The 25,423-nt window shown below is 62.1% G+C and carries 23 protein-coding genes and 1 tRNA gene; 20 read left to right on the top strand and 4 right to left on the bottom strand.

What is annotated here, in order from left to right; translation table 11 throughout:
- Positions 1-187 precede the first annotated feature (187 nt).
- Positions 188-2,014 (top strand): GGDEF domain-containing protein, encoded by a 1,827-nt coding sequence (locus KI612_RS03310; RefSeq protein ID WP_226442418.1) that lies wholly within the window; start codon positions 188-190, stop codon positions 2,012-2,014.
- Positions 2,015-2,053: 39 nt separating this feature from the next.
- Here the strand turns inward: KI612_RS03310 and KI612_RS03315 are convergent, their stop codons facing one another.
- A complete protein-coding gene (locus KI612_RS03315; protein WP_226442419.1) occupies positions 2,054-3,076 on the bottom strand; it encodes a patatin-like phospholipase family protein in 1,023 nt (340 codons plus the stop codon).
- Between the two features lie 118 nt (positions 3,077-3,194).
- Here KI612_RS03315 and KI612_RS03320 point away from each other — a divergent pair, with 118 nt between their 5' ends.
- The gene (locus KI612_RS03320; RefSeq protein WP_226442420.1) at positions 3,195-4,232 is read left to right on the top strand and encodes an RNA methyltransferase; all 1,038 of its coding nucleotides are present in this window, start codon (positions 3,195-3,197) and stop codon (positions 4,230-4,232) included.
- Positions 4,233-4,294: 62 nt separating this feature from the next.
- Here the strand turns inward: KI612_RS03320 and KI612_RS03325 are convergent, their stop codons facing one another.
- Both KI612_RS03325 and rpiA read right to left on the bottom strand, forming a co-directional pair.
- Positions 4,295-4,861 (bottom strand): hypothetical protein, encoded by a 567-nt coding sequence (locus KI612_RS03325; protein WP_226442421.1) that lies wholly within the window; start codon positions 4,859-4,861, stop codon positions 4,295-4,297.
- Positions 4,862-4,923: 62 nt separating this feature from the next.
- Complete coding sequence (rpiA, locus tag KI612_RS03330; RefSeq protein ID WP_226442422.1) at positions 4,924-5,592, bottom strand: ribose-5-phosphate isomerase RpiA; 669 nt, start codon at positions 5,590-5,592, stop codon at positions 4,924-4,926.
- Positions 5,593-5,700: 108 nt separating this feature from the next.
- Here rpiA and KI612_RS03335 point away from each other — a divergent pair, with 108 nt between their 5' ends.
- From KI612_RS03335 to KI612_RS03375, 9 genes are all read left to right on the top strand, one after another.
- Complete coding sequence (locus KI612_RS03335) at positions 5,701-6,303, top strand: hypothetical protein (protein ID WP_226442423.1); 603 nt, start codon at positions 5,701-5,703, stop codon at positions 6,301-6,303.
- Positions 6,304-6,392: 89 nt separating this feature from the next.
- Positions 6,393-7,394, top strand: a complete 1,002-nt coding sequence (locus KI612_RS03340; protein ID WP_226442424.1) for a PstS family phosphate ABC transporter substrate-binding protein — start codon at positions 6,393-6,395, stop codon at positions 7,392-7,394.
- A 100-nt stretch (positions 7,395-7,494) separates the two neighbouring features.
- Complete coding sequence (gene pstC / locus KI612_RS03345; protein ID WP_226442425.1) at positions 7,495-8,430, top strand: phosphate ABC transporter permease subunit PstC; 936 nt, start codon at positions 7,495-7,497, stop codon at positions 8,428-8,430.
- The gene (pstA, locus tag KI612_RS03350) at positions 8,430-9,353 is read left to right on the top strand and encodes a phosphate ABC transporter permease PstA (protein ID WP_226442426.1); all 924 of its coding nucleotides are present in this window, start codon (positions 8,430-8,432) and stop codon (positions 9,351-9,353) included. The genes pstC and pstA overlap by 1 nt, the downstream gene beginning before the upstream one ends.
- An 11-nt stretch (positions 9,354-9,364) precedes the next feature.
- Positions 9,365-10,144 carry a phosphate ABC transporter ATP-binding protein PstB gene (pstB, locus tag KI612_RS03355; protein WP_226442427.1) on the top strand — a complete coding sequence of 260 codons (780 nt, stop codon included), beginning with the start codon at positions 9,365-9,367 and terminating at the stop codon, positions 10,142-10,144.
- Between the two features lie 13 nt (positions 10,145-10,157).
- Positions 10,158-10,847 (top strand): phosphate signaling complex protein PhoU, encoded by a 690-nt coding sequence (phoU, locus tag KI612_RS03360; RefSeq protein WP_226442428.1) that lies wholly within the window; start codon positions 10,158-10,160, stop codon positions 10,845-10,847.
- Positions 10,844-11,530, top strand: coding sequence for a phosphate regulon transcriptional regulator PhoB (gene phoB / locus KI612_RS03365; protein WP_226442429.1), 687 nt, complete (start codon positions 10,844-10,846; stop codon positions 11,528-11,530). The genes phoU and phoB overlap by 4 nt, the downstream gene beginning before the upstream one ends.
- Positions 11,531-11,535: 5 nt before the next feature.
- Entirely contained in the window at positions 11,536-12,828 is a 1,293-nt protein-coding gene (gene phoR / locus KI612_RS03370) for a phosphate regulon sensor histidine kinase PhoR (RefSeq protein WP_226442430.1), read from the top strand.
- 124 nt (positions 12,829-12,952) lie between these two features.
- A tRNA-Met gene (locus KI612_RS03375) sits at positions 12,953-13,028 on the top strand.
- Between the two features lie 349 nt (positions 13,029-13,377).
- On the opposite strand, the gene purT is transcribed toward KI612_RS03375, so the two are convergent.
- Positions 13,378-14,592 (bottom strand): formate-dependent phosphoribosylglycinamide formyltransferase, encoded by a 1,215-nt coding sequence (gene purT / locus KI612_RS03380; RefSeq protein ID WP_226442431.1) that lies wholly within the window; start codon positions 14,590-14,592, stop codon positions 13,378-13,380.
- 140 nt (positions 14,593-14,732) lie between these two features.
- Between purT and KI612_RS03385 the strand changes: the two genes are divergently transcribed.
- The 9 genes from KI612_RS03385 (at position 14,733) to KI612_RS03425 (ending at position 25,394) form a co-directional block, all read left to right on the top strand.
- Positions 14,733-16,355, top strand: a complete 1,623-nt coding sequence (locus tag KI612_RS03385) for an ArnT family glycosyltransferase (RefSeq protein ID WP_226442432.1) — start codon at positions 14,733-14,735, stop codon at positions 16,353-16,355.
- On the top strand, positions 16,352-17,152 hold the full coding sequence (locus KI612_RS03390; RefSeq protein WP_226442433.1) for a phosphatase PAP2 family protein: 801 nt from the start codon (positions 16,352-16,354) through the stop codon (positions 17,150-17,152). The genes KI612_RS03385 and KI612_RS03390 overlap by 4 nt, the downstream gene beginning before the upstream one ends.
- A gap of 65 nt (positions 17,153-17,217) precedes the next feature.
- Positions 17,218-18,003, top strand: coding sequence for a UDP-2,3-diacylglucosamine diphosphatase (locus tag KI612_RS03395; RefSeq protein WP_226442434.1), 786 nt, complete (start codon positions 17,218-17,220; stop codon positions 18,001-18,003).
- Positions 18,004-19,188, top strand: coding sequence for a glycosyltransferase (locus KI612_RS03400; RefSeq protein WP_226442435.1), 1,185 nt, complete (start codon positions 18,004-18,006; stop codon positions 19,186-19,188).
- Between the two features lie 166 nt (positions 19,189-19,354).
- A complete protein-coding gene (locus KI612_RS03405; protein WP_226442436.1) occupies positions 19,355-20,056 on the top strand; it encodes a PepSY-associated TM helix domain-containing protein in 702 nt (233 codons plus the stop codon).
- A gap of 17 nt (positions 20,057-20,073) precedes the next feature.
- Positions 20,074-20,589 (top strand): DUF2271 domain-containing protein, encoded by a 516-nt coding sequence (locus KI612_RS03410; RefSeq protein ID WP_226442437.1) that lies wholly within the window; start codon positions 20,074-20,076, stop codon positions 20,587-20,589.
- Positions 20,590-20,608: 19 nt separating this feature from the next.
- On the top strand, positions 20,609-21,433 hold the full coding sequence (locus KI612_RS03415; protein WP_226442438.1) for a DUF4198 domain-containing protein: 825 nt from the start codon (positions 20,609-20,611) through the stop codon (positions 21,431-21,433).
- 158 nt (positions 21,434-21,591) lie between these two features.
- A complete protein-coding gene (locus KI612_RS03420) occupies positions 21,592-22,929 on the top strand; it encodes a sulfite reductase subunit alpha (RefSeq protein ID WP_226442439.1) in 1,338 nt (445 codons plus the stop codon).
- 164 nt (positions 22,930-23,093) lie between these two features.
- A complete protein-coding gene (locus KI612_RS03425) occupies positions 23,094-25,394 on the top strand; it encodes a TonB-dependent receptor (RefSeq protein WP_226442440.1) in 2,301 nt (766 codons plus the stop codon).
- The last annotated feature ends 29 nt before the right edge of the window (positions 25,395-25,423 follow it).

Raw genomic sequence — 25,423 nt, forward strand, 5'->3', positions numbered from 1 at the left:
CAACCTCGTCGCATTGGGAATCATCATGGCTCTCAGCATGATAGGCCTATATTGCAGGCGCATGACAAATAAAAAATGGCGTTTTCCGGCCTGAATCCGATCTGTCGCGGCTTTGTCACAGAACTGAAATGGCGGCTTTTTAAACTGACCATCCTGTTCACTTGAGATGATCCCGATGATAGTTCTGATGGATGACGAAGCTGTCGAACTCCGCCGTATCCTGGCCGAGCGGCTGCTCTATCCAGTCTTCCAGCCGATCATCGATTTTCGTGTGCGGGCGATACTCGGTTACGAGGCGCTGATTCGCGGTCCGGAAGGCTGTGCCCTGCACCGGCCTGACGAATTGTTTGCCGCCGCCCGCCGCGCCGGTTTCTCGCTTGAACTCGAGCATGCCTGCCGCGAGGTCAGCCTGCGTGCCTTTGCCGGTCAACGTCTGCCCGGGCGGCTTTTTCTCAATGTCACGCCGGGTTGCCTGCTCGATCCGCAGATGATGAACGGCCATACCCGCGAGTTGCTCAGTGAACTGGGCATTGCTCCCAACCGCATCGTCATCGAACTGACCGAGAACCAGCAGATCACCGACATGCCGGGCATCCAGGAGGCGCTGCTACACTACCGCGGGCGCGGTTTCCAGATCGCCATCGACGATCTCGGCGAAGGTTTTGCCAACCTGCGCATGTGGTCGGAGCTGCGTCCGGAGTTCGTCAAGATCGACAAGCATTTCGTGCATGGCATTGCCGACGACCGGATCAAATACCACTTCGTGCGGGCGATGCAGGATCTTGCCGAGATCTGCAATGCTTCGCTGGTCGCCGAAGGCATCGAGCGGCCCGACGATTTTGCCTGCATCCGCGACATGGGCATCGCCTGCGGTCAGGGCTATTTCATCGCGCATCCCGATGTCTATCCGGCTCGCCAGCTGGCGTCCGGCGTGGTTGCCGCGCTTGCCCAGCAACGCCTGTCGCTGTCGCCGATGGCCGCCAGTGCCGGCAAGATGCCGACGGCGCGCAACCTGCTGCGGCCGATCGAGCCGGTGCCCTTCGCAGCCACCAATGCGATGGTGATCGAACGTTTCGAGGCCGATCCGGAGCTTGACGTGCTGCCAGTGGTGCAGGACGGGCAGCCGCTCGGCATGATCAACCGGCACAGCATGATCGACCGCTTTGCGCGACCGTTCCGCAAGGAACTGTTCGGGCGCAAGAGCTGCGAGATGTTCATGGACCACGCGCCGCTCGTCGTCGACCAGAACGCCACCATCCAGGAGCTGGCGCTGATGCTGGCGCTGGCGCCCAAGCATTACCTGTTCGACGGCTTCATCGTCACCGGTGATGGCCGTTATCTTGGCGTCGGCAGCAGCCACGACCTGATGGCGACGATCACCGAGATGCAGATCAGCGCGGCGCGCTACGCCAATCCGCTGACCCAGTTGCCAGGCAATGTGCCGATCAACGAACACATCGACCGCATGCTCACCGCCGGCAGCGATTTTGTTGCCGCCTACATCGATATCGACAATTTCAAGCCCTACAACGACACCTTCGGCTATCGGCGCGGCGACGATGTGATCCAGTCGCTCGGCCGGCTGATCTGCGAGGCGACCGACGAGCGCCAGGACTTCGTCGGCCATATCGGTGGCGATGACTTTTTTGTTGTCTTCCAGAGCAGCGACTGGGAATTGCGCTGCTGGCAGCTGGTGCGCAGCTTCGCCGAAACGATGGACGCCCAGCTCAGCCCGGAAGAGCGGGCGCGTGGCGGTTACATGGCGGAGAACCGGCGCGGCGAGATTGCCTTCCACCCGTTGCCGACGCTCTCGATCGGTGCCGTCAAGGCCGCGCGCGGCGAGTACGAGTCACACCGCGAAGTGGCCGCCGCCGCTTCCGCCGCCAAGAAACAAGCCAAGAAAAAGGCGAAAAGCGCCGACAGCGAAACCCTGCTCGGCGGCAGCCTGTTCATCGAACGGCGGCGTCCGGGCAGCGTCGAGGCGATGCGCCAGGCCTTGCGCACGATCAACTGAGCGCCCGCCGGTCGACGCCGGAAAAACGGCAAAAACCGTTCAGTAGAACAATTTTCCCAGGTCGAGCGTCGATTGCCGGCCAAGGCTGGGCCAGTAGCTGGCCAGCCAGGCGCGCGCGTGTTCGCGGCCGTCGTCGCGCAGGCTCTCGAAGAATTCGATATTGACCGTCAGCTTGCTCTCGGCGGGCAGCGCGCCGAGCAGGGCATCGGCGCTGATCGCATGGAAGCGCTGGCGTTTCAGGCGCTGCTCGAAGCGGTTGAGCGGCAGCCAGTCGGGCAGCCAGGACTCGCCGACCTGGTCGCGCAGGTGCGCGAACATCCGCATCTCGCGCAGGAAGGTCGCGTTGAAGGCCAGTTCGCGCAGGCGCACCCGGATGTCCTGCGCCGTTTCCGGCGTTTCGCTGTAGCGCAGCGGGGTCAGCAGCACGAGCATGATGTCGGCAGCGGTACACTCGTAAAAAAGCGGGAAAACCGCCGGGTTGGCGCTGTAGCCGCCATCCCAGTAAGGCTCGCCGTCGATGATCACGCTGCGGTGGATGGTCGGCAGGCAGGCCGAGGCGAGCAGGGCGTCGACCGACAGTTCGTGGTTCTTGAAAATGCGCAGCTTGCCGGAGTTGGCATGCGTTGCCGCGATGAACAGCTTGACCGGGCTTTCCCGGCGCAGGCGGGCGAAGTCGATCTGCTGGCCGATGATGTCGCGCAGCGGGTTGAGATCGAGCGGATTGAGCTGTTCCGGCGACAGGTGCTCGGTCCATTGCAGCATCATTTTCATCGCCGGCGCCATGCCGGCGCTCTGCCGGCCCTGGTCGAAGGGCGAGCTTTTCGCCACCGCTGTCCAGAAATCGGCCAGCGCCTGGCGGGCGCCGTCGCGGCCGCCGGCCATCAGGCCCTGCGCCAGGCAGGCCGCATTCATGGCGCCAGCGCTGGTGCCGCTGACCCCTTCAAAACTGACGCGGCCGTCGGCGAGCAAGCCGTCGAGGACGCCCCAGGTAAAGGCACCGTGCGCGCCGCCGCCCTGCAGGGCGAGGTTGAGCACGGCCGGGGTGGAGGATGTGATGGTCATGACTGACTTTCCGAAAGGCGGTGCAGAGAGGTGCATCTTGCGGTCGACCGGCAAAAAAGGCAAAAAATGCGCGTCGACCGCTGGCGGTGGAGCGGCAGTGTTAACATTCGCCCCTCCTATGCGTATCGAACATATCCGGGCCCGCCTGCAGGCATGCGGCGCCAAAACCTGCCACGAAGACCGCGTGCTGCGCGCCTGGACCCAGGTCGTCGGCCTCGACACCCGGCACCGCAAGGCCGAGAGCTTTTTGCCGCTCGCCGTGCGCAATGCCCTGTCTGAACTGTTTGCCGATCTCGACGGCCTCGCCCGGCTGCGCGCCGAGCATCCCGGCGAAGACGGCTCGGCGCGCCTGCTCGTCGAGCTGGGCGACGGCCAGACGGTGGAAAGCGTGCTCCTGCCGCGCGACGGCCTGTGCGTGTCGACCCAGGTCGGCTGCGCGGTCGGCTGCCTGTTCTGCATGACCGGCCAGGATGGTCTGCTGCGCCAGGTGGGCAGTGCCGAGATCGTCGCCCAGGTGGTGCTCGCCCGGCGCAAACGCCCGGTCAAGCGCGTCGTCTTCATGGGCATGGGCGAGCCGGCGCACAATCTCGACAACGTGCTGGAAGCCATCGACCTGCTCGGTACCATCGGCGGCATCGGTCACAAGAATCTCGTCTTCTCGACGGTCGGTGACCGCCGCGTCTTCGAGCGTCTGCCGCAGCAGACCGTCAAGCCGGCCCTGGCGCTGTCGCTGCACACGACGCAGGCCGAACTGCGCCGCCGCCTGCTGCCCAAGGCCCCGGACATCGCGCCGGACGAACTGGTCGAACTCGGCGAGCAATATGCACGCGCCACCGGCTACCCGATCCAGTACCAATGGACGCTGCTTGAAGGCATTAACGACAGCGATGCCGAAATCGACGGCATCATCCGCCTGCTCAGCGGCAAGTACGCGATGATGAATTTCATCCCCTACAACAGCAACGAAGGCCTCGGCTTCAGTCGGCCGTCCTGGGAGCGCGCCGGCGAACTCGCCTGGCGTCTGAATCGGCAGGGCATCCTGACCCGGCTGCGCAATTCGGCCGGGCAGGATGTCGATGGCGGTTGCGGCCAGTTGCGGGCGCGGGCGCGCGGCGAACAGGTGGTCGCCGCACCGGTCCACCGGCCGGCGCAATAAAAAAAGCCCGGTCGGACCGGGCAAAATGGAGAGAGCTGGGGCGGCTTCCAGACGACAGCCGGTCAATGTGCCCTGGAGCGGCTTCGAGCGGGCGCCTTGGGCTTTTGTACGGGTTGTTCGGCCAGCGTCTCGCTGATCTGGTGCACTTCGTTTTCGGCGATGCTGACCGTTTCGACGGCGGCAATGCTCATGCCGCGCAGCGTGTTTTCGGCGGTTTGCAGCGTCGTGCGCAAGGCGTTCAGCGCAATTTCGCTTTCCCAGGGGCTGCTTTTGACGGCCCGGTTGAGACTGGCGAAGACGATTTCATCAAACGCGCGGACCTGGGCTTCGGCGCTCTGGATCAGGACCTTGTGGGTTTCGCCGAGGATCTCGCAAGCCTGGTCGAGCAGCTTGCTGCTGCGGATGCTGTGTTCCAGCCAGAAGCTGGTCGGAAACTGGCTCAGGGCATCGAGTTGGCCGTGGCCGAAGCGGTTCAGGTGCTGGCTGCCGGCATGCAGGGTGTCGCGTCCGGCGCCGGCAAAAAGCTCGCTGAAGCGCTGGCCGGCGATTATGCAGGCGGTGGAGAGACCGAGCAGGTTGTTCAGGGCGTGATCCCTGCTCTGGGCGATTTCATGCGGCGTCACGTACATGGGGCGCTCCCGGCGACTGGAAATGTCGCCAGACTAGCGCCCCGATGTGACAGCCAAATGACTCAGATGATGGTTTTTACACCCGCGGCGGTGCCGAGCAGCAAGACGTTGGCCGGGCGGACTGCGAACAGGCCGTTGGTGACGACGCCGGTGATCTGGTTGATCTGCGCTTCCAGCCCCTTGGGATCGGTGATGGCAAGATCATGCACGTCAAGGATCAGGTTGCCGTTGTCGGTGACAAAACCGGCCCTTTCCACCGGTCGACCGCCCAGTTTGGCCAATTCCCGCGCGACGTGGGCGCTCGCCATCGGGATGACTTCGACCGGCAGCGGGAACTTGCCCATCACCTCGACCAGCTTCGAGGCGTCGCAGATGCAGACGAAGGTCTTGGCCACGGCGGCAACGATCTTCTCGCGCGTCAGCGCACCGCCGCCGCCCTTGATCATGTTGAGGCCGGCATCGATTTCGTCGGCACCATCGACGTAGACCGGGATGTCGCTGACGTCGTTGAGGTCGAGCACCTTGATGCCGTGCCCTTCGAGGCGTTTGCGGGTGGCTTCCGAACTGGCGACGGCGCCCTGGTATCTGTCCTTGAGCGGCGCCAGGGCGTCGATGAAGAAATTGGCCGTCGAGCCGGTGCCGACGCCGATAATGCTGCCGGCGGGGGCGTTGGCGGCAACGTAGTCGGCGGCGGCCTGGGCAACGGCCTGTTTGAGTTCGTCCTGGGTCATGGTGGGCTTCCTGAATGGGGTGGGGTGCATTTTAACCTGTCAAAAAAGTTTAACTTTACGAACTGGATAAATCGCTAAACTGCATACATCGTTTTTAGGGAGAACAAGATGAGCGATCAAAAGAAAACTGCGCCAGTGAAAACCGCCCCTGCAGCCAAGTCGACCGCTGCGCCGAAGCCGCCGAAAAAGCTGGTGCCGCGCACCGCGCCGAAGCCGGCTCCGGAGGTCGTGGTTGCCGCAGCGGCCGAGCCGGTCGTGGTGCCGGAAGTTGTTACCCCGGCCCCGGCTGAAGTGCCGGCGACTGCCGCCGCCGTCAAGGCCAAGCCGGCGCGCAAGCCGTCGCGGGTAGATGAAACGGTGAGCAAGCATCAGAAGGTGCTGGCCGATGCGCTGGTCAAGGCACAGGCTATCAAGTACGACAAGCCGGCCGTGGTCAAGGCCGAGCCGCCCAAGGCGGGCAAGGCCGCCAAGGCGGAAAAGCCGGTGCGCCAGAAAAAGCCGAAGCTGGTGCGCGACAGCTATGCCATGCCGGAAGATGAGTACGCCCAGATCGGTGCCCTCAAGAAGCGTCTGGCCGGACTGGGGCGCGAAACCAAGAAGAGCGAACTGCTGCGTGGTGGCATTGCCCTGCTGGCGGCTCTCAACGATGCCGAACTGACGGCGGTCATGGGTCGTGTCGAGCGCATCAAGACGGGGCGTCCGGCCAAGTAAGCGAATTATTACAGTTCGTCATCTGGCTGTAACAAACCGGGACTAACCTGCACATCGTTGTCTAACTCAATCATGTGCAGGAGTTCCCCATGTTCAAGCTTTCCAAGATTGTTTCCGCACTGGCTGTCGCCGGTGTTGCCCTGTTCGGTGCCCAGGCCGTCCAGGCCCAGGTCATCAAGGTTGACGGTTCTTCGACCGTTTATCCGATCACCGAAGCTGTTGCCGAAGAATTCCAGAAGGCCAAGAAGAACGCCATCAAGGTGACGGTCGGCATTTCCGGTACCGGTGGTGGTTTCAAGAAGTTCTGCCGTGACGAAACCGATATTTCCAATGCCTCCCGCCCGATCACGGCGAAGGAAATGGAAGACTGCAAGGCTGCCGGCGTCCAGTACGTTGAAATGCCGGTTGCCTTCGATGCCCTGACCATCGTCATCAACCCGAAGAACAGCTTCCTGAAACAGGCTACTGTTGCTGAAATGAAGACCTTGTGGGAGCCGGCTGCCCAGGGCAAGGTCATGAAGTGGAACCAGGTCAATCCGGCCTGGCCTGACGCACCGGTCAAGCTGTTCGGCGCCGGTGCCGACTCCGGTACCTTCGAGTACTTCACCGAAGCCATGGTCGGCAAGGCCAAGTCTTCGCGCGGCGACTACACCGCATCCGAAGACGACAATGTGCTGGTCCAGGGCGTCTCGCGTGACGTCAATGCGATCGGTTACTTCGGCTACGCCTACTACGCCGAGAACACCGCCAAGCTGAAGGCCCTGGCCGTCGTCAATCCGAAGACCGGCAAGGCCGTCGAGCCGTCTGCTGCCAACGTTGAAAACGGTACCTACGCCCCGCTGTCGCGTCCGATCTTCATCTACGTCAAGGCCAAGTCGCTCGAGAAGCCGGAAGTCAAGGAATTCATCGAGTTCTACATGAAGAACGGCGCCAAGCTGACCAAGGAAGTGAAGTATGTGCCGCTGCCGGCTTCTGCTTACACGGGCAATATCGAGCACATGAACAAGAAGAAGCTCGGCACCGTCTTTGGCGGCCATAACGAAATCGGCATCACCATCGACGAGTTGATGAAGCGCGAAGCAAAGAACTAAGCTTTGCCCTGGCGGTGCAATAATCGCCTGCTGTCGAAGCCCGGCCCTGCACGGGGTCGGGCTTCCCGTTTATGGAATTCTTGATGTGAATTCACACGCTATGTCTGCAAACAACGCTTCTGACCTGCACACGGTCAGCGATCGCCTGGCAAAGAATGCCATGCGCAATGTCAGCGAGAGACTGATCGAGGGGCTGCTGTTCAGCGCCGCGGCAGTCTCCGTGCTGACCACGATCGGCATCATGTATGTGCTCATTTCCGAGTCCATCCATTTCTTCGCCAATGTCAGCATCGTCGACTTCCTGACCGATACGCAATGGACGCCGCTCTTCGACGACGCCCACTTCGGCATCATGGTGCTGGTTTCCGGGACGCTCGTTTCCTCAGCCGTGGCGCTGCTGGTCGCCGTGCCGATGGGTACCATCATCGCCATCTATCTTTCCGAGTTCGCCAACGGCAAGGTGCGTGAAGTTGCCAAACCGATCCTCGAACTGCTCGGCGGTATTCCGACCATCGTCTTCGGCTATTTCGCCCTGCTCATGGTCACCCCGCTGCTGCAGAAACTGTTTCCCGAATTGCCCGGCTTTTCGCTGCTCTCCGCCGGCCTGGTGATGGGCATCATGATCGTGCCCTACATCGCCTCGCTGTCCGAGGATGCGATGCGCTCGGTGCCGATGAGCCTGCGTGAAGGGGCTTATGCACTCGGCTCGACCAAGCTCTATACCGCGATTCACGTTGTTGTCCCGGCGGCCTTCTCGGGTATTGCCGCGGCTTACATCCTGGCCATCTCGCGTGCCGTTGGCGAAACGATGATTCTCGCCGTCGCCGCCGGCATGCAGCCGAACCTGACCTGGAATCCGATGGAGCCGGCTGCCACGATTACTTCCTACATCGTCCAGGTGGCGCTGGGTGACCTGCCGCATGGCTCGATCGGTTACCAGACCATTTTTGCTGCCGGCCTGACCCTGATCCTGATCACCCTGGTCTTCAACATCCTCGGCCAGTGGCTGCGCGCCAAATTCCGGGAGAACTACTGATGCAACCGCTGACTACCGAGCAAATCCGCTCCCTGATCGCCAAGGGAAAATTGCGCGATGCCATCTTCAAGGGCCTGGGTATTTTCTGCCTCGCTGTCGCCCTGCTGGTCATCATCCTGCTGGTGTCCGACATGGTCGAGAAGGGCTCCGAGCGCTTCACGGTCGATTTCTTCATGAACTTCGCCTCGCGGCATGCCAATCAGGCCGGTATTCTCTCGGCCTGGGTCGGTTCGCTGCTGGTGATGACAGTGACCGCCCTGGCTGCCGTGCCGCTTGGCGTCGCCGCCGGTGTCTATCTGGAAGAGTATGCCAAGCGTAACTGGATTACCGAGATCATCGAGATCAACATCACCAATCTGGCCGCCGTGCCGTCGATTGTGTATGGTCTTCTGGCTCTCGGCATCTTTGTGTACCAGTTCGGTTTCGGCCAGAGCATCCTGTCGGCCGGCCTGACCCTGGCGCTGCTGATCCTGCCGATCATCATCGTATCGACCCGCGAAGCGATCCGTGCCATTCCGGCAATGATCCGCGAAGGCTCGATGGCGGTTGGTGCGACGCGCTGGCAGACCTGCCGCTACCACATCATTCCGTATGCCATGCCCGGCATCCTGACTGGTGTGATCATCGGCCTGGCCCGTGCCATCGGCGAAACGGCCCCGATCATCACGATCGGCGCGCTGACTTTCATCGCCTTCCTGCCGCCCGCCCCGTTCATGGGCGAACCGGCGGCCGGCCTGTTCGACTGGGTGATGGCCCCCTTCACGGTGATGCCGATCCAGATCTTCAACTGGACCTCGCGTCCGGACCCGGCTTTTGAAGTCAATGCTGCCGCCGCCGGCTTCGTGCTGATGGCCATGGTGCTGTCGATGAACGGCATCGCTATCTACCTGCGCTACAAGATGCGCAAGAACATCAAGTGGTAAAAGGATAAATCATGCAAATCCAGGACAATCCCCAACTCAAGGCCGAAGCCCGCAACCTCAACTTCTATTACGGTGAGGCCAAGGCGCTCAAGGGCATCAACATGCCGATCTACGACAAGAAGGTCACCGCACTGATCGGTCCGTCCGGTTGTGGCAAATCGACCTACCTGCGCAGCTTCAACCGCATGCACGATCTCTACCCGGGCAACCGTTACGAGGGCGAAATCCGCTTCTTCCCGGACAACACCAACCTGCTGGCGCAGGAAGTGGATCCGATCGAAGTGCGCATGCGCGTCGGCATGGTTTTCCAGAAGCCGAATCCGTTCCCGAAGTCGATCTACGAAAACGTTGCCTACGGCCTGCGCGTGCGCGGTGAAAACAACCGTCGTGTGCTCGACGACAAGGTCGAGCAGGCCCTGCGTGGCGCGGCGATCTGGGACGAAGTGAAGGACCGCCTCAACGAACTGGCTTCCAATCTGTCCGGCGGTCAGCAACAGCGTCTGTGCATTGCCCGTGCCCTGGCAACCGATCCCGAACTGCTGCTTTTCGATGAGCCGACTTCGGCGCTTGATCCGATTGCCACCGCCGCCATCGAGGAACTGGTGCATGAGCTGAAGAAGCGCGTCACCATCCTGATCGTGACGCATAACATGCAGCAGGCTGCCCGCGTTTCCGATTACACGGCCTACATGTACCTGGGCGAACTGATCGAATTCGGCAAGACCGACGAGATCTTCATCAAGCCGCAGGACAAGCGTACTGAAGACTACATTACCGGCCGCATGGGTTAATCAGGGGAACGACATGAACGAAAGCCAACACCTTTCCAGCCAGTTCGACGAGGATCTCAGCCGTCTGCGCACGCATGTGCTGCAAATGGGCGGTCTGGTCGAAACCCAGGTTTCCGCTGCCATCGATGCCTACACCACGGGTGAAGTCGCCAGCGTGAAGAGCATTGTCGAGACCGACCGCAAGGTCAATGAGCTCGAGAAGGCCATCGACGACGATTGCGCCCACATCATCGCCAAGCGTCAGCCGACGGCATCCGATCTGCGCCTCGTGCTCGGCATCAGCAAGATCGTTACCGATCTCGAGCGGGCTGGCGACGAAGCCAAGAAAATCGCCAAGGGCGTGCGCCGGATTTATGAAGGTGGTCACATGCCGTCGCAATACGGCGTCGGCATTCGCCATCTGGCCGAGGCCGCGCTGGTCATGGTGCGGCAGGCGCTTGATGCCTTTGCCCGTCTCGATACGGCGCAGGCCGCCAGCGTGATTCGTGCCGACACCGAGGTCGATACTGAATTCAAGTCGATCATCCGTCAGCTGATCACGCACATGATGGAAGATCCGCGTACGATCACGACGGCGATCGACATCATCTCGATCGCCCGTGCCATCGAACGGATCGGCGACCATGCGAAGAATGTTTCCGAGCAGGTGGTTTATGTCGTTGAGGGACGTGACATTCGTCATACCAAGGAGCTCACCAAGTGACACCGACGATTCTGGTCGTTGAAGACGAACCAGCCATCCAGGAACTTGTTGTCATCAATCTCAAGCACGCCGGCTTTCTGGTGGTGCGGGCGGGTAGCGCCGAGGAAGCCGAGTCGGCGATCCGCGCAGCGCTTCCCGACCTTGTGATCCTCGACTGGATGCTGCCCGGACAGTCCGGCGTGGCGCTGGCCAAGAAGATTCGTGCTGACGAGCGGACCCGTGAATTGCCGATCATCATGTTGACGGCGCGGGTGCATGAAGAAGACAAGGTGCAGGGTCTCGAGGCCGGGGCCGACGATTACGTCACCAAGCCGTTCTCGCCCAAGGAGCTGGTTGCCCGCGTCCGTGCCGTGCTGCGTCGCCGGGCCCCGCACCTGGCTGGTGAAGCGATCGAAGTGGGTGATCTGGCGCTCAATCCGGCAACTCACCGTGTGCTGGCGGGTGGTCAGCCGGTCGAGTTGGGGCCGACCGAATTCCGTCTGCTCTTTTTCTTCATGACGCACTCGGAGCGGGTATACACCCGTGCCCAGCTGCTTGATGAAGTCTGGGGTGACCACGTTTTCATCGAGGAGCGCACGGTCGATGTGCACATCCGCCGCTTGCGTGCCGCCCTTGAGCTTTCGGGTCATCACGAGCGCGTCGAGACGGTGCGCGGCACCGGTTATCGCTTCCGGGGAGCCTGAAGCGGGTGTCAGCGCAACTGATCAGGGCTTTGCTGCTCGCCTTGCTGGCTGCCGTCGTTGCTGTGCCAGTCGGATATTTCGTTGCGATCTGGGCCGGTTGGGCAGTCTTTTGTGCCGGTTTCGGCTTGCAGCTGGCTTTTCATTTTCGCAACTTTGCCCGGCTTGAGCGCTGGTCGCGGGCACCGGTCGTGGATAGCAGCCTGGAGGGCGAAGGTGCCTGGGATGGCGTTTTTGGCCGTCTCTATCGGCACGAAAAGGAGCTGCGGGCGCAGATTGCACGCCGCGATGACGAAATCGCCATGCTGATAGCTGCCGGCCAGGCGCTGACGGATGGCGTGGTGCTGCTCGACGAGAACAACCATATCCTGTTCTGCAATACCACGGCGGAGGCGCAGCTCGGTTTGGTGGTGCGGACCGACCGTGGGCAGCCGGTGGTCAATTTGGTCCGGCAGCCCGAGTTTGTCGGCTATCTGACCGAGGCGGACTTTTCCCGACCTTTGACCCTGCGTTCCGATCGTAGCGAAGATCGCGTGTTTTCGATCTATGTCCTGCCTTATGCCGGCAACCGGCGCCTGATGCAGGTCAAGGATGTCACCCAGACGGATCGTCTCGATCGCATGCGGCGTGATTTCGTCGCCAATGTCTCGCATGAGTTGCGTACGCCGCTGACGGTTCTGGCCGGTTTTCTTGAAACCCTGCAGGAAATCGAGGTCGACCGTGAGGAGCAGGCGCGCTATCTGGCATTGATGGCTGAGCAGTCTCAACGCATGCAGTCCATTGTCCAGGACTTGCTGACGCTGTCTTCGATCGAGTCGGCGCCACCGCCGGCCAACCAGCCCGTTGATATGCCCAGCCTGATCGACAAGTTGCGCCGGGATGCCGAAGCGCTTTCCAACGGGCGTCACCAGATTGTTGTCGAAACCAATGCCCAGGCCGACCTGCGCGGTTCCGAGCCGGAGCTGGTCAGTGCCTTCGGTAACCTGGTAGCCAACGCTGTGCGCTATACGCCGGCTGGCGGCACGATACGTATCATCTGGCAGGCCAATGCCCAGGGGGCAGAGTTCGCAGTCGAGGACACTGGCATCGGTATCGAGGCCAAGCATATCCCGCGTCTGACCGAGCGCTTTTATCGTGTAGACCGGGGGCGTTCGCGCGATGCCGGCGGTACTGGCCTGGGCCTGGCGATTGTCAAACACTCGCTGAATCGTCACCAGGCACAGCTGGAGATCAAGAGCATGCCAGGTGTGGGAAGCCGCTTTTCCGCCAAGTTTCCGGCCAATCGGGTGGTCGGCGTCTGAATTCGGTCTTTTTGCCGAGTCGACCGGTGCAGAAAACCGGCCCGGTCTTGCCCTGTGTTGCAGCCACTGGAAATAAACATTGACCTGAGCGGGGCTTTGCTGGATAGTGCGCACCTCTGACGGACGCGGGGTGGAGCAGTTGGCAGCTCGTCGGGCTCATAACCCGAAGGTCGCAGGTTCAAGTCCTGCCCCCGCAACCAATGAATGAAATCAAGGATCAACAGCGCATGCTGCTTGGTCCTTTTTTTTCGCTTGCTTCGTCTGTTCCGGCGTTAATTTCTACGATTCTTGCAGTGTGGCGGCGGGCGATGATGCAAGTCTGATCCAGAAGCTGCTCGACAATGCCAAACTGAGGGTTGACTAGCCGGATGCGGTTGGCGGCAGTTCCCGGTCAGGGGCTGCCGCCAGTCGGCAATGGGCGCAACGTGAGCGAATTGCTTGCTCGCGTTGCGCCCATTCTTTTTTCAAGAGAAAGGAGCGATTCATGAAATCCGGCAATCCTGGCGGTCGACCGCTAAAAATCGGCCAAAATGCCCTGCTGCGCGGAATTCAGTTCTTGACGGGCTTGACCCGGCTGGCAGCGAGCTTGGCACGGCCGCGCGCTTCGTCGGTATCGTCGCCGTTGGCGACGGCAACGCCCATGCGGCGTTTGACGAAGGACTCCGGCTTGCCGAACAGGCGGATGTCGCTGCGTGGCACCGACAAGGCTTCGGCCACCCCTTCGAAGGCGATGCCTTTTTCTTCCATGCCGCCATAAATGACGGCCGAGGCGCCGGGTTCGCGCAGCGCGGTGTCGACCGGCAGGCCGAGGATGGCGCGGGCATGCAGTTCGAATTCGGAGAAGCGTTGCGAGCACAGCGTGACCAGACCGGTGTCGTGCGGGCGCGGGCTGACTTCGGAGAACCAGACCATGTCGCCCTTGACGAACAATTCGACGCCGAACAGGCCGCGCCCGCCGAGGTTGCCGGTGACGGCGGCGGCAATTTCCTGGGCGCGTTGCAGTGCGCCCGGCGTCATTGCCTGCGGCTGCCAGGATTCGACGTAATCGCCGGACACCTGAACATGGCCGATCGGCTCGCAGAAATGGGTTTCGACCTCGCCGGAGGCGCCGCGGGCACGTACCGTGAGCAGGGTGATTTCGTAATCGAAATCGATGAAGCCCTCGACGATGATGCGCCCGGAATTGACCCGGCCGCCGCTGGCGGCATAGTCCCAGGCTTTCTGCACGTCGTCCGGGCCGCGCAGCAGCGACTGGCCCTTGCCGGACGAAGACATCACCGGCTTGATGATGCACGGGTAGCCAATGCCTTGTTCACCATTGGCGCCATCAATGGCGGCCTGCAGTTCTGCAAGGGAGTCGGCAAACTGGTAGGGCGAGGTGGCCAGGCCGAGTTCTTCGGCGGCGAGGCGGCGGATGCCTTCGCGATTCATGGTCAGTTTGGTGGCGCGCGCGGTCGGGATGACCTCGGCGAGGCCGGCGGCCTCGATCTCGACCAGCATGTCGGTGGCGATGGCTTCGATTTCCGGCACGATCAGGTGCGGCTTTTCCAGTTCGACCAGGCGGCGCAGCGCAGCGCCATCGGTCATCGAAATGACATGGGCGCGGTGCGCCACCTGGTGGCCCGGTGCATCCGGGTAGCGGTCCACGGCGATCACCTCGACGCCCATACGCTGCAATGCTATGATCACCTCCTTGCCGAGCTCGCCTGAGCCGAGAAGCATGACGCGCAGGGCGCTGGGGGAAAGCGGGGTGCCGAGTTTCATTGGGTTCTCCTGGTAGGTGCCGGTTCAGCCGGTTTCCGGCTGAAAATCAGCCCCCGAATTTATGTGCAGCGCGGCAGCGAGTCAAGGCGGTTTGGGGATCTTTCTTGCAAACCCTAATGTCTGTTCAACCAGCTCGTTCCATGTCCCTTACTCTTCCCCGCACCATCGAGCGCTTCCTGCTGTCACCCTGGTCATTGCTGCTGGCGGTGCTGCTTGCCTTCGTCCTGAACAGCTATTCGCTGCCGCTGACCGATGTCGATGAAGGGGCTTTTTCCGAGGCGACGCGCGAGATGCTCGAGCGCGGCAACCTCGTTTCGCCGACCCTCAACGCGCAACCGCGCCACGACAAGCCTATCCTGATCTACTGGGCGCAGGCGGCCACGGTCAGCCTGCTCGGGCCGACCGAGTTCGGTTTCCGCCTGCCCTCCATTCTCGCCGCGATGCTCTGGATGTGGGCGCTCTACCGCTTCTGCCTGCGTCATGGCGACCGCACGACGGCGCTGGTCGCGACGCTGGCGATGGCCTTGTCCCTGCAGGTCGGGCTGATCGCCAAGGCGGCGATTGCCGATGCCTTGCTCAATCTGTTCATCTGCCTGGCGCTGTTTGGCGTTTACGACTATTTCGTTGCGGTGCGGGCCGGGCAGGGCGTGCGTGAAAGCCGCCGCCTGCTGGCGTGGACCTATGCCGTGCTCGGCCTCGGCTTCCTGACCAAGGGGCCGGTTGCGGTGATGTTCCCGCTGCTGATCGGCAGCCTGCTCTTCATTTCGGCCGGCCACTGGCGGGCCTGGCTGCGCGCCTTGTTCTGGCTGCCCGGCTGGGCGCTCTTCCTGGCCATCGTCGTGCCCTGGCATGTGATGGTTTACCTCGATCAGGGCGATGCCTTCTTCCGCGGTTTTTACCTGAAACACAATGTCGACCGCTACACCAGTACGCTCGAAGGCCACGGCGGCAATCCCTTCTATTACCTGATCGCGCTGCCTTTCGTACTGTTGCCGTTTACCGGCTGGCTGCTGGCGATCAGCGGCAAGCTGTGGATGGGTATGCGCAGCAAGTTGCCGGAAGGCGATTTCGAGCGTTTCCTGCTCATCTGGTTTGGCGTCGTTTTCGTGTTTTTCTCGTTCTCGCGCACGCAGTTGCCGCATTACCTGCTTTACGGCTGCACGCCGCTGTTCATCCTGCTGGCACGGCACCGCCTCGATAGCGAGCGGCGCCTGCTCGCTTTCCTGCCGCAGATCCTGTTCGGTCTGCTGCTCGCTTTCCTGCCGCAGATTCTCGATTTTGCCGCGAGCCGCACGACGCGACCGCTGGAAATGGCCTTGCTGAACGAGTTGACCGCTGGCTTTGCCGATGCGTCGCGCTGGTTGCTCGCCGGCTTTGCCGTGCTGGTCGCGGCTCTGGCCTTCTGGCGTCGCCTGCCGGTCTGGCAAGGCTTGGTGCTGGCCGGTTTCCTGCAGGCGCTGGTGGTGTTCGGCGTCGTTTTCCCGGTCGTGCTCAATGCGACGCAGGGGCCGGTGCGCGAGGCTGGGCGAGTGGCCCGGCAGAGCGGCGAAAAAGTCGTGCTCTACAAGCTGTATCAGCCCAGTTTCAGCGTTTACCGTCAGGCGGTGACGCCGTCCGGCAAGCCGGAACTTGGCGAACTGGTTCTCGTGCGCAGCGATCGTTATGTCGAGTTGCAAAAGGATGTGGCGCCGCTGCGGATCGACGAAGTGTACAAGCGCGGTTTCCTTGTTCTTGGTCGCGTGGTTGCCGGTCCGGCCCAATGAGCGACTACGGCCGCACTGACAACGAACGACTGTTGCCCTGGCTGGCGCTTTGTCTGGCGCTGCTGACCGGCGTTTTCGTTCTGACCCAGGGCTGGTTTGGCGGCTTTCGCGAAGCGCAGGCACTGAGCAATCATTTGCCGGGCTGGTTCTGGCAGTCGCTGACGGTGCTTGGCGACGAGCGCGTACTGCTCGCGCTGATGCTGCCGTTTTGCCGGCGTTATCCGCGGGTCTTCTGGAGCATCATCGTGGCGGCGGTGATCGGCGGGCTGGTTTCGCGCGGCATCAAGATCTGGCTGGAAATGCCGCGACCGGCGGCGATGTTTGCGGCCGACCAGATCAACATTATTGGTATTCGCCTGACCAGCAAGAGTTTTCCGTCCGGGCATACCGTGTCGGCGTTTTCCTTTGTTTCCGTCTGGCTCGCCATCGGTGGCTGGCGGCTGTGGCCATTGTTGCCGCTCGCCGTGCTGGCCGGTTTCTCGCGTGTGGCGGTTGGCGCCCACTGGCCGTTCGACGTGCTGGTTGCTGCCTGTATCGGCGTGCTCGGTGCCTGGTTCGGTGTCAAGCTGGCCCGCCGCTGGCGCTGGGGTCTGCGCGTTCGGCCGCATCGCGGCCTGGTTTGCATTGCAGCGCTGGCGGTGGCGACCCTGCCGTTCGAGAGCCAGGGCTATCCCGACTCTTTGGCGGTGCGCCTGCTGGTCTGTGTCTGGGGGCTGAGCGCTTTTGCGATCCACTACCTGCTGCCGCTGCTGCGTGGTGGCTGGCGTGGCGGCGTGCAGTCGGACAGCGAAGCCTAGTTCCTGTAACAAAAGCTTAATCGCCACGTCACCCGGCTTTCATCGCCGGGTTCTATCGTGGCGACATGCCACGGGTCAGATCAGTCTTTTTATCCGATATCCACCTGGGTACGCGAGCGTGCCAGGCGGATCGTCTCCTTGATTTCCTGCGCGAGTATTCCGCCGAGCAGACCTACCTGATCGGCGATATCGTCGATTTCTGGTCGATGAGCCGCGGCATTCACTGGACGCAGGCGCAGAACACCGTCGTCCAGAAGCTGCTGCGCCGGGCCCGTCACGGCGAGCGTGTCGTCTTCATCCCCGGCAATCACGACGAGGCGCTGCGCGACTACTGCGGCATCATCTTCGGCGAGATCGAAGTGGTCGATGAGCTGATCCACGAGACGGCCGACGGCCGCCGCTTCCTGCTCATCCACGGCGACGTCTTCGATCAGGTGACGCGGCATCATCGCTGGGTCGCCGTGCTCGGCGACAAGGCCTACGACCTGCTGGTCCGCCTCAATCACTGGCTGTCCTGGTGTCGGCGCAAGCTCGGTCTGGCCGGTTACTGGTCGCTCGCCGGCTACGCCAAGCGCAAGGTCAAGACGGCGCTCAATTTCATTTTCGATTTCGAGGAATCGGCCATCCATCACGCCAAGGAGCGGGGTCTGGACGGCGTCATCTGCGGCCATATCCATTGGGCGACGATCCGCGAAATCGACGGACTCAGCTACGTCAATTGCGGCGACTGGGTCGATTCCTGTACCGGCATCGTCGAGCATTTCGACGGTCGCCTTGAACTGGTTGCCTGGGGCATGCAGGCGGCGCAGCCCGCGCTGGCGGCGCCGGTCGCTGAAACTGCGGAGGTCTGAATGCGTGTCCTGATGGTGTCCGATGTCTATTTTCCGCGGGTCAACGGGGTGTCGACCTCGATCGAGACCTTCCGCCAGTGCTTGCGCGAACTCGGGGTCGAGGTGCGCCTGGTCGTGCCGCGCTATGGCGACGAACCGGATGAGCCGGGCATCATTCGCGTCGCCGGCCGGCCGGTGCCGGGCGATCGCGAAGACCGCCTGGTCGGCTGGCGCGCCATGCACAAGGCGGTGCTGGCCGCCGCGGCGGATTGCGACCTGATCCACATCCAGACCCCCTTCATCGCCCATTACGCCGGCCTCAAGGCGGCACGTCGCCTCGGCCTGCCGGTACTGGCGACTTATCACACGCTGTTCGAGGAATACCTGCAGCACTACGCGCCTTTCCTGCCCGGTGACTGGTTGAAGGGTCAGGCGCGCGCCTTCTCGCGGCGCCAGTGCAATGCGCTGGATGCGGTGGTCGTGCCGTCTACGGCGATGCAGCAGCGCCTGCTCGCTTATGGTGTCACCGCGCCGCTGCATGTGCTGCCGACCGGCATTCCGCTCGCCCGTTTCGGGCGCGGCAACGGGGCTGCCTTTCGCGCCGAGCATGGCATTCCTCTCGGCCAGCCGGTGGCGCTGTTTGTCGGGCGTGTCGCGCACGAGAAGAATATCGGTTTCCTGCTCGAAGCCATGCTGCGTACCCGCGACATGCGTGCGGACGCGCTGCTGCTGATCGCCGGCGAAGGCCCCGCAATGAACGATCTCAAGGAGCGGGTGCGACAGTTCGGCCTGCTTGATGCGGTGCGTTTCATTGGTTATCTCGATCGCCAGCAGGCCTTGCCGGACTGTTATGCGGCAGCCGATGTCTTCGTTTTTGCCTCGCGCACCGAAACCCAGGGCCTGGTCCTGCTCGAAGCGATGGCGGCCGGTTTGCCGGTCATCGCGCTTTCGGAAATGGGGACCACCGATATTCTCGCTCCGGGGCGCGGCGCTTACTCGCCGCCAGCCGACGCAGCGGCTTTCGGCGAAGTGCTGGGGTACTTCTTCAATCAGCCGCTTGCCTGGCGATACCTGGCAGAAGAAGCGCCGGCCTATGCTGCGGAGTGGTCCGATGCGGCGATGGCGGCGCGACTTGCGGCGCGTTATCGCGAACTCGCCGGGCGGGAAAATGCCCTTGCCGAGACGTTGACCGTTGCGGCGACCTGATCGCCGTGGCAACTTTCCGGCAGTTGGCAGCTGCCGGAAAAGCTTGTTATTAAGAACTGTTCGCATTTATAATCGCTTCAGCCAGCCAGAACTCTGATCGCTGACGGAGAATTTCTCCGTCCTGCCGGTCCGGGATGCCAGCCAGACATCCCTTAGACGAGTTGCCATGGCTGCCAAATTTTCCCTGCGTTTCCTTTGTCCGTCGCGCGCCTTTGCCGCGGTTGCCGGCTCACAGCCGTCCGATCCGGAACTGGCCGCAGCCCAGCGGCGCAGTGCCTGGCGAAAACTCCTGCTCAAGCTGCACTGGATCAGCTCGGCGCTGTGCCTGCTCGGCATGCTCCTGTTCAGCGTCACCGGCATCACACTCAATCATGCCGCGCAGATCGAGGCCAAGCCGCAGATCACGCGCAGTACGCTGCCTTTGCCGGCCGACTTGCTGCCCGGCTTGCAAGGCCTGGCGGAAGCAGCGCCGGCGCGTCTGCCGCCAGCGGTCGACGCCTGGTTGGGCGCCAATTTCCACGTTGACCTGAGCGCAGCCAGTCCGGAATGGTCGGCCGAGGAAATCTACCTGCCGCTGCCGCGCCCGGGCGGCGATGCCTGGCTGCGCATCGGACTCGAAGACGGCGAGGTCGAATACGAACTGACCGAGCGCGGCTGGATTTCCTGGCTCAACGACCTGCACAAGGGGCGCCATACCGGCGGCGTGTGGAGCCTGTTCATCGATCTCTTTGCGCTGGCCTGCCTGTTCTTCTCGGTCACCGGCTTGCTGCTGCTCCAGATGCAGGCCGGACAACGGCCCTCGACCTGGCCGCTGGTCGCTTTCGGTTGCCTGCTGCCGGTCCTCATTGCCCTGCTTTTCATTCATTGATCCCCACGGAGAATTTCATGCAAAAACGCAAACTCCTGCTCGCGGCCGTGCTGGCCAGCGCGCTGCCGGCGCTGGCGGCGGAGTTGTCGGTCAAGATCGACATTCCGCAACTGGCGGTTGCCGAATACCACCGGCCCTACATCGCCATGTGGCTGGAAAAGGCCGACGGCGGTCAGGTCACGCAACTGGCCGTGTGGTACGACCAGAAAAAGAAGGACAACGGCGGCACCAAGTGGCTCAAGGACATGCGCCAGTGGTGGCGCAAGGGCGGCCGCGACCTCGAAGTGCCGCTCGATGCGGTGACCAGCGCGACGCGTGCGCCCGGCCTGCATAGCCTGACTTTCGTTGCCGGCAAGGCGCCGCTCGGCCAGTTGGCAGCCGGCGAATACACACTGTTTGTCGAAGCCTCGCGTGAAGCGGGCGGCCGCGAAGTCGTCCGCGTGCCGCTCACCTGGCCGCCCAAGGAAGCTCGCTCGACCGGCAGCAAGGGCCAGGAAGAGCTGGGCAATGTCACCGTGCAACTGAAACCCTGATTTCTTCGGAGGAAACACCATGCATTCCCTGACTCGCTCCTTTCTCGCCGTTGCCCTGCTCGCTTCGGTTTCGGCGGCGCACGCGCATCGCACCTGGCTGCTGCCCTCGGCTGCCCAGGTGGAAGGCAAGGATCCCTGGGTAACGGTAGACGCTGCCGTTTCCGAGGATTTGTTCGAACTCGGCGCCAACGCTCTCAAGCTCGATGGCCTGAGCATCACCGATCCGGATGGCGGCGCCGTGCAGCCGAACCAGACCTTTGCCGGAAAATATCGCAGCAGCCTGGACCTCAAGCTGGCCAAAAGCGGTACCTACCGGATTTCCCTGGTCAGCGAGACGGCCATGGCCAGCTACAAATTGAACGGCGAGATGAGGCGCTGGCGCGGCAATGTTGCCGATCTGAAAAAGGAAGTCCCGGCCGGGGCGGAAGAGCTGTCGGTGAGCACGACGCTTGGCCGCCTGGAAACCTTTGTCACCGCTGGCAAGCCGAACGCCACTGCGTTGAAACCCGTGGGTAGTGGCCTGGAACTGATTCCGCTTGATCACCCGAGCGAATTCCTCGCCGGCCAACCGGCCCGTTTCCGCCTGCTGCTCGACGGCCAGCCCTTGCCCGGTCTGACTGTTGCGGTGGTGCCGGGCGGCGTCAAGTATCGAGGCGTGCTCAAGGAAACGGCGCTGACCACCGATGCCAAGGGCGAATTCACCGTCAATTGGCCGATGCCGCAGATGTACTGGATCAACGCCGGCTACCCGGCGCGCGTCACTGTGCCGGAAGGCCAGCCGCGCCCGCCGATGCCGGCCAAACGCTACAACTACAGTGGCACTTTCGAGGTGCTGCCGCAATAAGTCTGCGTTACGGGCGCGTCCGGCTGCGGTCGGCGCGCCCATTTGCATGCGTGCTTGCTTGATGCGGCCAAGCCCGGGCATGCGCGCGTGCTCCTCCCGTTTTTTCCGCTTCGGTCGGCCACTGTCTGCCGTTCTCGATAGCGTTTCCTGGATGTTCGATGCTCTGGATGCTTGAACCGGCGCGCGGTGTCGCTGCCGCGCTGCTGACCCTGGCCTATCTTGGCTTGTGCTGGTGGGCCTGGCGGCGCCGGGCGCCGTTCCCTTTGCCTGCAGCAAATGCCGACTGGACGGTGGTCTACGCCAGCCAGACCGGCACGGCGCAGGCCCTGGCGCAGCGTACAGCGCTGGCGCTCGAGCGCAGTGGCGCGACGGTGCGCTGCCTGCCGCTCGACCTGCTCGCGGCGGCCGAACTGCAGGCCGGCGGGCGTTTCCTGTTTGTCGTCAGCACGAGCGGCGAGGGCGATGCGCCGGATAACGCGCGGCGTTTTGTCCGCGACCTGTTTTCCGAAAACCTCGAATTGGCCGGCGTCGAATTCGCGCTGCTCGCGCTGGGCGACCGCAACTACCGGTATTTTTGCGGCTTTGCCGCACGCCTCGAAGACTGGCTGCTGGCGCAGGGCGCGCGGCAGCGTTTTGCCCGCATCGAGGTCGATCGCGGCGACGCGGCGGCGCTCGCTGCCTGGCGCGAACGTCTGGCCGAACTCGGTGCGGCCGATGAGTTTGCCGCAGCGGCCGATGATTTTTGCTCCTGGCGGCTGGTCGACCGGCAGCACCTTAATCCGGGCAGCGCCGGTGGCGAGGTTTATCAGCTCGATTTTGCCGCGAATGGTGCAACGCCGAATTGGGCGGCCGGCGATCTGGCACAGATCCGGCATGCCGCCGATGCCGCTTGCCGGCGCGACTACTCGCTGGCCTCGCTGCCCGAAGAAGGCGGTTTGGTGCGTCTGCTCGTCCGCCGTCACATCCGGGCCGACGGTGCCAGCGGCCAGATGTCCGGCTGGCTGACGCGGGATCTGCCGCTGGGCGGCGAGGTCGCCTTGCGCCTGCGCCCGCATCCGGCCTTCCATCTCAATGCCAACCGCTTCCGGCCATTGATCTGCATCGGCAACGGCGTCGGCCTGGCCGGCCTGCGCGCCCTGCTCGCCAGCCGGATTGCGGCGGGCGTCGACGACAACTGGCTGCTCTTCGGTGAACGCCACGAAAAGCACGATTTTCACTGGCGCAGCGAGTTGACCGGCTGGCAGAGCGCCGGCTTTCTCGCCCGGCTCGACACGGCATTTTCACGCGATGCCGGCGACGGGCGCTACGTGCAGGATTGCCTGGCCGCCAACGGCGATTTGTTGCGGCAGTGGCTGGCACGCGGTGCGGCGGTCTATGTCTGCGGCAGCCGGCTGGGCATGGCGGAGGGCGTGGACGGGGTGCTGCGTGATTTATTGGGTAAAGAAGGCGTCGACCGTCTGGCGGACGAAGGGCGTTACTGCCGCGATGTTTTTTGACCAACAATTTTTAACGGCTCGTTACAAATCGTTGCATGTGCGGATGAGAATCGTTATCATGTGGGCCGTTAAGTAAATCAGCCAGCCATCTGCCAAGGGCCGCCTCGCGCGGCAAGCGCGGAACGCCAGCCAAATCCGGTTAAATCATCAATAGGAAAAGGCTCATGGCGCACATCCGCAGTCGCAAGCACCCCAACCCGTCCCATCTTCTCGCCCTGTTCGCGGCAACCTTGCCGGCAGCGGCCATGGCCCAGGAAAGCGAAACCTCGCTGCCGCCGCTGACAGTAACGGCCGAGGCCGAATCGCCGTACAAGGTTGAAAGGGCTGCTTCGAGCAAATTTACCGCGCCATTGGTTGATACGCCGAAGACGGTGACGGTGATTCCGCAAGAAATCATCAAACAGACCAATGCGGCCAGTCTGCAGGAAGCCTTGCGCGCGACGCCCGGTATTACCTTCGGTATGGGTGAAGGCGGTACGCCGGAAGGCGACAACCCGATCATTCGTGGCTTCAGCGCCCAGGCCAATACGTTCATTGATGGTTTGCGTGATCCGAGTTCGCAATCCCGTAACATGTTTGCCGTTGAGCAGATCGACGTCGTCAAGGGAGCTGACTCCGCCTTCAGTGGCGGCGGTGCGGTCGGTGGCAGCATCAATCTGACCAGCAAGTCAGCCAAGCTGGGCAATTTCAACGAAGCCTCGCTGGGCGTCGGGACGGATAATTTTGTTCGCACGACGGCTGATTTCAATCGGCAGATTTCCGAGACCTCAGCCTTGCGCATCAACTTGCTCAAGGAGACTGGCGACGTGCCGGGGCGCGACCATGTTGATTTCGACCATATGGGCGTCAATCTGTCGGCGGCATTTGGTCTTGGTACGCCGACGCGCGCGACGGTCGGCTTCTATCATTACGAAACCGATGACATGCCGGATTACGGCGTGCCTTACAGCAATCCTTATACGACGGCACCCAATACCCAATACAACGGCGACGGCAGTCCTCTCAAGGTCAAGCGCAGTAATTTCTATGGCCTGACCGGCCGCGATTTCCGCAAGACGGAAGTTGATAGCGGCACACTCAAGCTCGAACATGACATCAACGACAAATGGACGATTCGTAACTCGACTCGCTTTACGAAGTCGCTGAATAACTACATTGCGACAAATCCTGGAGATTCGAGTGGGGTCAATATCACACCGGGCAATATCACGGTGTCAGGTACGACGATTCCTGCCGGTTACCTGAATCGTTCCAGCAAGAACAGGTATTCGGAAGGCGAGGGGTTTGTTAATGCAACCGAGCTGGCTGGTGAATTCATGACTGGTCCGGTCAAGCACAACGTTTCTACCGGTTTCGAGTTCAGTCATCAGGAAACCGATAGTCGTGGTTATCTGATTACCGGCGCCAATATCAACGGCGTCCAGATTGCCGGTGCGCCGCTGGCAAGTATTGATGACCCCGACCCAACGCAGGCCTGGCTGGGCACCATCCGTCGTTCAAACGTCGGTACTTTGTACAAAACGACGAGTCATGGTGCCTATATATTCGACACGCTGACCCTGAGCAAACAGTGGCTGGTCAATCTGGGCGTGCGGCGCGATTCGTTCAGTACGAATGTCGGGACTTATTCGACCAACGGCTATGCCGCAAACACTGCCGCCCTGCCGAATAACACCAACCCGTTTGTGCCGGTCAGCGTCAAGAGCGATGCTAGCTTTACCAGCTATCAGGCGGGCCTTATTTTCAAGCCCCTGGAAAACGGCAGCGTCTATCTCAATTACGCAACGGCCGCCAACCCGTCTGGGATGACGACGGGCGATGGTACGGACAATCTGGGCACCAGTGGCGCTACCTTGTCCTACGCTGATCTGGAGCCGGAAAAGGTCCGCAACATCGAACTGGGGACCAAGTGGAACGTGCTCAACAACAAGTTGGCGCTCTCCGCGGCAATCTTCAAGCTCGACAAGACCAACGCCAAGGTTCAGGTTGATGCCAGCACGTATGCGACGGTTGGGCGTCAGGAAACCGAAGGTTTCGAACTCGGTTTCGCGGGGGCCTTGACCGACAAGTGGCAGGTGTTCGGCGGTTACACCCATCTCGACAGCAAGCTGGCAGAGGTCGGGCCGCTGGCGGCCAACCAAGCCAACAAGGGCAACCAGTTCCCGAATACGCCGAAGGACAGTTTCAGCCTCTGGTCGTCGTACAAAGTGTTGCCCAAGCTGACCGTGGGTGGCGGCGCAAACTACGTTTCCAAGGTCTATGGCAATGTCGCCAATACCAAATGGGTGCCTGAATACTGGTTGTTCAACGCAATGGCCAGTTATGAATTCGATCGCAGTTTCAGTCTGCGTCTGAACGTGACCAACTTGTTCGACAAGACTTATTACGATCGCGCCTACACCACCCATATGGCAACGGTGGGAGCGGGACGACAAGCCATCTTGACCGCCAACTACAAGTTCTGATCTACCCATGTTGCTGCCCGGCCTCCTGA

Origin of the sequence: Quatrionicoccus australiensis (genome assembly GCF_020510525.1) — a bacterium.
GTDB classification, from domain to species: Bacteria; Pseudomonadota; Gammaproteobacteria; order Burkholderiales; family Rhodocyclaceae; genus Azonexus; species Azonexus australiensis_B.

Coding starts and splice junctions, on each gene's coding strand:
- KI612_RS03310 (WP_226442418.1), top strand. CDS start 188: ATGGATGACGAAGCTGTCGAACTCCGCCGTATCCTGGCCGAGCGGCTG.
- KI612_RS03315 (WP_226442419.1), bottom strand. CDS start 3,076: ATGACCATCACATCCTCCACCCCGGCCGTGCTCAACCTCGCCCTGCAG.
- KI612_RS03320 (WP_226442420.1), top strand. CDS start 3,195: ATGCGTATCGAACATATCCGGGCCCGCCTGCAGGCATGCGGCGCCAAA.
- KI612_RS03325 (WP_226442421.1), bottom strand. CDS start 4,861: ATGTACGTGACGCCGCATGAAATCGCCCAGAGCAGGGATCACGCCCTG.
- rpiA (WP_226442422.1), bottom strand. CDS start 5,592: ATGACCCAGGACGAACTCAAACAGGCCGTTGCCCAGGCCGCCGCCGAC.
- KI612_RS03335 (WP_226442423.1), top strand. CDS start 5,701: ATGAGCGATCAAAAGAAAACTGCGCCAGTGAAAACCGCCCCTGCAGCC.
- KI612_RS03340 (WP_226442424.1), top strand. CDS start 6,393: ATGTTCAAGCTTTCCAAGATTGTTTCCGCACTGGCTGTCGCCGGTGTT.
- pstC (WP_226442425.1), top strand. CDS start 7,495: ATGTCTGCAAACAACGCTTCTGACCTGCACACGGTCAGCGATCGCCTG.
- pstA (WP_226442426.1), top strand. CDS start 8,430: ATGCAACCGCTGACTACCGAGCAAATCCGCTCCCTGATCGCCAAGGGA.
- pstB (WP_226442427.1), top strand. CDS start 9,365: ATGCAAATCCAGGACAATCCCCAACTCAAGGCCGAAGCCCGCAACCTC.
- phoU (WP_226442428.1), top strand. CDS start 10,158: ATGAACGAAAGCCAACACCTTTCCAGCCAGTTCGACGAGGATCTCAGC.
- purT (WP_226442431.1), bottom strand. CDS start 14,592: ATGAAACTCGGCACCCCGCTTTCCCCCAGCGCCCTGCGCGTCATGCTT.
- KI612_RS03385 (WP_226442432.1), top strand. CDS start 14,733: ATGTCCCTTACTCTTCCCCGCACCATCGAGCGCTTCCTGCTGTCACCC.
- KI612_RS03390 (WP_226442433.1), top strand. CDS start 16,352: ATGAGCGACTACGGCCGCACTGACAACGAACGACTGTTGCCCTGGCTG.
- KI612_RS03395 (WP_226442434.1), top strand. CDS start 17,218: ATGCCACGGGTCAGATCAGTCTTTTTATCCGATATCCACCTGGGTACG.
- KI612_RS03400 (WP_226442435.1), top strand. CDS start 18,004: ATGCGTGTCCTGATGGTGTCCGATGTCTATTTTCCGCGGGTCAACGGG.
- KI612_RS03405 (WP_226442436.1), top strand. CDS start 19,355: ATGGCTGCCAAATTTTCCCTGCGTTTCCTTTGTCCGTCGCGCGCCTTT.
- KI612_RS03410 (WP_226442437.1), top strand. CDS start 20,074: ATGCAAAAACGCAAACTCCTGCTCGCGGCCGTGCTGGCCAGCGCGCTG.
- KI612_RS03415 (WP_226442438.1), top strand. CDS start 20,609: ATGCATTCCCTGACTCGCTCCTTTCTCGCCGTTGCCCTGCTCGCTTCG.
- KI612_RS03420 (WP_226442439.1), top strand. CDS start 21,592: ATGCTCTGGATGCTTGAACCGGCGCGCGGTGTCGCTGCCGCGCTGCTG.
- KI612_RS03425 (WP_226442440.1), top strand. CDS start 23,094: ATGGCGCACATCCGCAGTCGCAAGCACCCCAACCCGTCCCATCTTCTC.